Below are 3979 nucleotides of genomic sequence, written 5' to 3' on the forward strand. Positions count from 1 at the left end.
CGCCCTTTTCGGCTCCTCATCGCAACTATCCCTCGGACCAGAATCGACCACGGCAGTGATGACGGCGGCAGCGATCGCAACGCTGGTAAGCCTTCAAGGAGAAAATTACGGCAGTTTAGCGGCTTTTTTAGCCCTAATGGTCGGTTTAATCTGTTTGGTCGCTTATATCGCCCGCCTGGGATTTTTAGCTAATTTACTCTCCAAACCGATCCTAATCGGTTATATGGCGGGAGTGGCAGTGATCATGATTGCGGGACAACTGGGTAAAATTAGTGGTTTGTCAATCGGTGAAAATACGGTTTTTAGAGAAATTTTCGCTTTTTTCTGGGGAATAAACCAATGGCACTGGCCAACCCTTAGCCTAGCTTTATTGCTGCTACTATTTCTATTTATCATCCAAAAATATTTTCCCAAAGCACCGGGTCCCTTGCTGGCGGTTTTACTGGGAACCCTCGCCGTCGCCACCCTCCATCTCGATCAAGAGGGGGTGGCAGTAGTGGGGAAAATTAGCAATACTTTGCCGAATTTTGGCTTACCAACCCTAGATTTTTCCCAATTACTACCCCTAGGAACCGCAGCCGTCGGCATTGCCCTGGTGGGCTATTCCGATAACGTCTTGACCGCTAGAGCCTTCGCCGCACGCCATAACCAAGAAATCGATGCCAATCAAGAATTTTTAGCCCTGGGACTGGGGAATCTGGCGGCGGGTTTTTGTCAGGGATTTCCCATCAGCAGCAGCGCCAGTCGCACCGCGGTGGGCGATTCGGTGGGTAGTAAAAGTCAGCTTTACTCCCTGGTGGTGGCAGTGGTGGTGGTGGCAGTCATTTTCTTGCTCGGTCCGCTACTGGTACTCTTTCCCAAGGCCGCCTTGGGTGCGCTGGTGATTTATGCGGCCTGTAAACTGGTGGATATTGCCGGCGCTAAACGACTAAAAAGCTTTCGCAATAGTGAGTTTAATCTCGCTGTCCTGACAATGGTGGGGGTGCTAACCACGGGGATTTTAAGCGGGGTTGCCATCGCCATCGGTCTCTCGGTTATCGATTTATTGGCCCGCATTACCCGGCCCGATGATGCCGTCTTGGGTACGGTTCCGGGGGTGATGGGTTTACACGCACTCCAGGATTGGCCGGAAGCGCAAACAATACCAGGGTTAGTTATCTATCGTTACGATGCCCCGTTATTTTTTGCTAATGCGGCCGACTTTAAACGTCGCGCCCTCAGAGCCATTGCCCGGGAGACAAAACCGGTAGAATGGTTTGTCTTGAATACAGAGGCCCTTGGGGAATTGGATAGTACAGCCGTGGAGATTCTTGAGGAATTAGCGGCAGAATTATCAAGACGGGGTATAGTTTTCGCTCTCGCTAGGGTTAAACACGATCTGTACTTACAATTGCAACGCTCTCGCTTGTTAGATAAAATTAGCCAAGAGAGAATTTACTATACTTTGCCGGCGGCGATCGAAGCTTTTAAACATCGTTGACTGATACTAAATCATTAGGGGTCGAGAAGGTCATCGCCGACCTCCCCTCCCATAAAGAACCTACCCGTGCATAGTTTTCGGACTTTATTGAAATTAGCTGATAGAGTTGTCTAAGTTGGGCTTCCGTCGGTTGCATTTAGTCATTGTCGGCTTAATTTTAGATTATTGTTCATTTTAGTATTATTAATCGAAAGCCACTTCCCTAACCTATTTAGGGTTTGCTGAATAAAGGTGAAATGTAGGCAAGGTAAGGGTTTTGTGGCTTTTCTCGCGAAACAGGTGCAAGATTTTGAGAGAATCGTGCTTCAAAACCTTGCGTCTTCATCGGCCCGCGTCCTGTAGGGGCGAAGCATTCGGATAAAAAATCTACGGTTTCACCGATAGGTTATTGCCCGAATGCTTCGCCCGTACTTTGTCAGCAAACCCTATTTAGCATCAGTTTAACCCATTTTTCAAGGATCTAGGCTAGAATATGAAGACAAGACGCATTGCTCTGGGTTAATCTACTCTGTAGAAGCTAAGAAGGTAATCAAAATGGCTAAATATTCGCCTCTTATCAATGTATCTCCTGAAACTATGAGTGGTGTTCCTGTTTTTTCAGGTACTAGAGTTCCGATACAAACACTTTTTGATTATCTTAAAGCAGGAGAATCAATTGATGATTTTTTAGAGGGTTTTCCAACGGTAACAAGAGAACGAGTTATTAGCTTACTTGAAGAATTGGAAAAAGAGCTTATTGATAGGGTAGCGTGAAATGAGGCTTCTTTTAGATGAATGTATTGACCGAAGATTAATGAGGGAGTTTACAGGTTATAATATCAAAACTGTTCCGCAAATGGGATGGACTGGGATCAAGAATGGTCAACTGTTAGGTTTAGCTTCACAAGAATTTGATATTTTTATTACAGTGGATAAGAATTTGCCGTTTGAGCAAAATTTACCGCAGTTTAATCTAGCTATTATTATTTTACAATCACAATCAAATCGTTTGGCTGATTTAAAGCCTTTGGTTCCTAAAGTTTTAGAAGTTTTGGCAACAGTAACAAAAGGAACAGCAACAGTAGTAAGTTTATAACAACCTATTTAAAATGAATTTAAGCCATTTTTCAAGAGTCTGGGCTAAGATATTAAGGCTACCGACTTGGGAAGATTATTCCAAGAACTATCCCTAGTAAGATAAACACAATAAATCCAATCAAAAATGCAGGTATTGGCTCACCCATAATAGCCAACAAGGTAGCTAAAGCTATGCAAAAACATAAGTTTAAGACATTCAAGATCAATAGTAGTTTATTTTTCATTTTTCCCTTAAACCTAAATCGTCTAATGGGGATAGGGTTTTCTCTTGGATCCCCAGAGACATGAAAAGTGAAGTATTGCGAGAAGTTCTGTTGACCAGATGTCTAGAATCTTAAATAACAGTCGCACTACTCTCTTCTAAAACAATACGGCCCGCCATATGTACATTTTCGGCAGTCATAAATTTTTCCATCTTTACCACGCACTATATAATAAGTACATTTGCTCTCTGGTCCTGTTGATGGAGCAATATACACCGGGTCTACAGGTTGCTGTACCAACAAAATAGTTTCGGTATTAGCAAAAGTTTGATTTGTTGACACGTCTAAACACAATATGTTTTTAGTTTGTACATTATCAGGAGTAGAAGCTTTTGCTTGGTTAACAGGAGACATGACCAATAAAAATGCTGAAGCTGTTACGAGAATACTTTTCATGTGATTTTTACCAAATTGAGCGATAAGTTTGATTTGACTTTGAGGTTAAAAACATTTTGAGATACACCCGATTAATGGACTGGCATTACCGACATCTTCTATTATATTCTTGATATCTCCGTTCAGAGGCGGCATAATTTCCCGATGCCCTAGCTGCATAATGTGGTATATTAACTTGAGTCGCCCAATAATCTCCATTTTTCGTGAGTTGATTGGCCTCTTGAATTAATCCTTGACAAGAAAGCCTATAAATTCTTTGCCAGTCTTCAGCTATCATTCGCTGTATTAGCTGGTCAGCTTCCCCCTCCATACTGTCTAATTCTCTCAACAATTGCTGAACTTCACTACTTTGTGCGTTAGAATTAGTTACCCCTACTGTAAACTGGAGGATTGAAAAAAACCCTGCTAAAGTCAACACACTGATTGATTTTTTTGTTGGATAGAGCATAATTTTATTTCCTGAAAATTTGACACAACTAACAAGCCACACTACCGACAATGTATCAACCAGTTAAAATTATTTCAAGACGGAAAAAAACGGATATTGTCGGAGGTTTTGTTAACTATGTTTACAAATATCGGAAAATAACGGATAATGACGGTATTGTGTCTCCAAATCTTAACAATACTCCCATGGATACCCAAGAAGTCTTCTCACTTATTGATAATCTGGTTTTTGACCACACGGGAAAGCATCTCGATACATTGCAATTAGGGATTTTAAAGAACGTTTTTGATGGTCAGAAATATGCAAAAATAGCAG

Annotated in this window: 6 protein-coding genes; 4 read left to right on the forward strand and 2 right to left on the reverse strand. The window is 42.0% G+C overall.

Going from position 1 to position 3979, the window contains the following annotated elements:
• From PX636_RS09665 to PX636_RS09675, 3 genes are all read left to right on the forward strand, one after another.
• Window positions 1-1480, forward strand: a 1480-nt coding sequence (locus PX636_RS09665) for a SulP family inorganic anion transporter (RefSeq protein ID WP_288116948.1), incomplete at its 5' end; no start/stop codon positions are given.
• 534 nt (window positions 1481-2014) lie between these two features.
• Window positions 2015-2233: a DUF433 domain-containing protein gene (locus tag PX636_RS09670; RefSeq protein WP_288116950.1), complete on the forward strand. Its 219-nt coding sequence runs from the start codon at window positions 2015-2017 to the stop codon at window positions 2231-2233.
• Between the two features lies 1 nt (window position 2234).
• Window positions 2235-2555: a DUF5615 family PIN-like protein gene (locus PX636_RS09675; protein ID WP_002781446.1), complete on the forward strand. Its 321-nt coding sequence runs from the start codon at window positions 2235-2237 to the stop codon at window positions 2553-2555.
• A 352-nt stretch (window positions 2556-2907) separates the two neighbouring features.
• On the opposite strand, the gene PX636_RS09680 is transcribed toward PX636_RS09675, so the two are convergent.
• Both PX636_RS09680 and PX636_RS09685 read right to left on the reverse strand, forming a co-directional pair.
• Window positions 2908-3216 carry a hypothetical protein gene (locus tag PX636_RS09680; protein ID WP_002746172.1) on the reverse strand — a complete coding sequence of 103 codons (309 nt, stop codon included), beginning with the start codon at window positions 3214-3216 and terminating at the stop codon, window positions 2908-2910.
• 85 nt (window positions 3217-3301) lie between these two features.
• A complete protein-coding gene (locus PX636_RS09685) occupies window positions 3302-3664 on the reverse strand; it encodes a hypothetical protein (protein ID WP_288116952.1) in 363 nt (120 codons plus the stop codon).
• 50 nt (window positions 3665-3714) lie between these two features.
• Here PX636_RS09685 and PX636_RS09690 point away from each other — a divergent pair.
• On the forward strand, window positions 3715-3979 hold a 265-nt coding region (locus PX636_RS09690; RefSeq protein WP_502882867.1), incomplete at its 3' end, for a helix-turn-helix domain-containing protein.

The sequence above is a fragment of the Microcystis sp. M53598_WE2 genome (genome assembly GCF_030067735.1).
Taxonomy (GTDB): domain Bacteria; phylum Cyanobacteriota; class Cyanobacteriia; order Cyanobacteriales; family Microcystaceae; genus Microcystis; species Microcystis aeruginosa.

Bases quoted from the DNA above. Each gene is read 5' to 3' on its own strand.
- PX636_RS09670 (WP_288116950.1), top strand. From the start codon at position 2,015: ATGGCTAAATATTCGCCTCTTATCAATGTATCTCCTGAAACTATGAGT.
- PX636_RS09675 (WP_002781446.1), top strand. From the start codon at position 2,235: ATGAGGCTTCTTTTAGATGAATGTATTGACCGAAGATTAATGAGGGAG.
- PX636_RS09680 (WP_002746172.1), bottom strand. From the start codon at position 3,216: ATGAAAAGTATTCTCGTAACAGCTTCAGCATTTTTATTGGTCATGTCT.
- PX636_RS09685 (WP_288116952.1), bottom strand. From the start codon at position 3,664: ATGCTCTATCCAACAAAAAAATCAATCAGTGTGTTGACTTTAGCAGGG.